The sequence below is a fragment of the Microcystis wesenbergii FACHB-1317 genome (genome assembly GCF_014696875.1).
GTDB classification, from domain to species: domain Bacteria; phylum Cyanobacteriota; class Cyanobacteriia; order Cyanobacteriales; family Microcystaceae; genus Microcystis; species Microcystis wesenbergii_A.
Genome location: NZ_JACJQV010000014.1, coordinates 1 through 1,783, shown reverse-complemented (window position 1 = coordinate 1,783; position 1,783 = coordinate 1). Strand labels below are relative to the sequence as shown.

Sequence of the window (1,783 nt, the reverse complement as noted above, 5' to 3'; positions counted from 1 at the left end):
CATTGATGATAGCCATTACATGAAAACGGTCATAGATGATTTTAGCATTGGGAAATAATTCCTTGATCACTGCTGTAAATCCTGACCACATATCGACGCTCACTTCTTTCACTTTCTCCCGAACTGCGTCTGGCTGTGCTTTTAAGGCTTCCATTAATTCTTCTTGCTTATGTCCTTTAATCACATCTAGTAAAATTTTCTTGTCCATATCTACGACCGTTGTGATGAAATCTTTATGTCCTTTTAAGTTACTAAATTCATCTAAGCTTATTCGTTCTGGTGCTTCCCACTCTTCCTTTTCTAGTTCTTTAGCACAGTGATTAAATATTAACTCAACTTCTGACCATCCTAACCCTTCTTCTCGACTTATTTCTTCGATGCTACAATTTTTTACTCTCTCATAAATCATCGATTCATAGCGAATTGTATGATGCTGTCTTAATCTCATAAAACTCAGTCTTTCGCTGATATACTTTTGGCACTTTTGACAATGAAACTGACGGCGTGGTACTTCTAAATATACTGGATTACCTAATATTGACAAGTCTCTGACTAGATTATACTCTGTCTGATTGATTCTGTCTAAGGTTTGATGGCAATTCGGACATTCAATTGTTTCATTTAAAAGAGCAAGCTTTAGGAAAATTGTCTGAGCAATTTTTTGATAATTGACCACTGTTACATTTGGTAAATCGAGGAGTTGATCAAAATTTATCCACATAACCCACCTCCTGTTCTGTGTTACTATTATACCATGCTCACACAGAACCTAGAAGAGCCATCTATCTTCAGCAAAAGTTACTCATTTTAGCTATCTAGCTATATAAATGAGTATAGTCATTTCAGATAAGTCTGATACAGTCTAGACCGACAAAACCCTTATGAACTCTGGGATTGATATTCTCAATCTTAATTGAAATGACTATAACTTTAAAAGGTTTTAGATAGAGTTTTGGTTTCTATATTTAACCCCGATCCTCACAAACAAAGTCCACTACTCGATCGATTTCCCGGGATGAGCGGATGCGACGACTACCGCTGCCGAGTTCGCCACCACGACAATTGGCCCACCAACGCTCGCGACTGCCATTAACAATCGCATCAAATTCTCTAATTCTGCCACTATCATAATAACTGCGGCGATCAACGACAAAACGACCGATATTGGGGAGGCGAAATTCTTCGTAAACATTACCTTCCCAACCGCCACCAACATTACCGTGATGGTCGTCGGTGCGTACCTCAAACTCGCCCCGACAACCATTTCTGACCACAATATTGCCGTTTTGGAAATCCCAATTACCCTCACAGGGAGCAGCGGAGCGAGTACGGATTAATCTTACTTGGGCCCATCTAGCGTTGACGGGACAGCGAGTAGTGCGACCGTTTTGACTTTCACAATTAATTCTCGTGGTTCTGGCCGCTGCTGGCTCGCTCCCCAAGGGACAAATTAGCAATAAACCGAGACTAGATAATAAAATTTGGCGAAACATTGTCTTTATCTCCCAGAAATTCTCTAGTTTATCTTACAGGGGTATCCAGAAAATGAGTAGTAGTTGCTTGAGGTGCCTTAATCAACAAAAAAGAAGGGTGATTTAACTTCACCCTTCCCCCTATTCGGTAAATTTTCTTGCCATCTTTAGAGAGCGTTACCGCGAGGTAATACTTCTTCAGGGAAGATAAAGTTTTCGTGGGGTTGGTCTTGGGGAGCCATCCAAGCTCTCAGACCTTCGTTAAGCAGAATATTTTTAGTGTAGAAGGTTTCAAATTCCGGGTCTTCGGC

Annotated in this window: 2 protein-coding genes and 1 pseudogene; all 3 read right to left on the bottom strand. The window is 40.5% G+C overall.

Annotated features, from left to right (window positions below; translation table 11 throughout):
• On the bottom strand, positions 1 to 721 hold a 721-nt coding region (locus tag H6F92_RS00255), incomplete at its 3' end, for an ISL3 family transposase (RefSeq protein ID WP_190356386.1).
• Between the two features lie 244 nt (positions 722 to 965).
• On the bottom strand, positions 966 to 1,493 hold the full coding sequence (locus H6F92_RS00250; RefSeq protein ID WP_072928039.1) for a DUF3011 domain-containing protein: 528 nt from the start codon (positions 1,491 to 1,493) through the stop codon (positions 966 to 968).
• Positions 1,494 to 1,639: 146 nt separating this feature from the next.
• Positions 1,640 to 1,783 (bottom strand): annotated as a pseudogene (locus H6F92_RS00245) (photosystem II protein D2); the annotation flags it as partial.

What these genes read in the sequence shown, in the direction of transcription:
- H6F92_RS00250 (WP_072928039.1), bottom strand. Translation starts at nt 1,493, where the DNA reads ATGTTTCGCCAAATTTTATTATCTAGTCTCGGTTTATTGCTAATTTGT.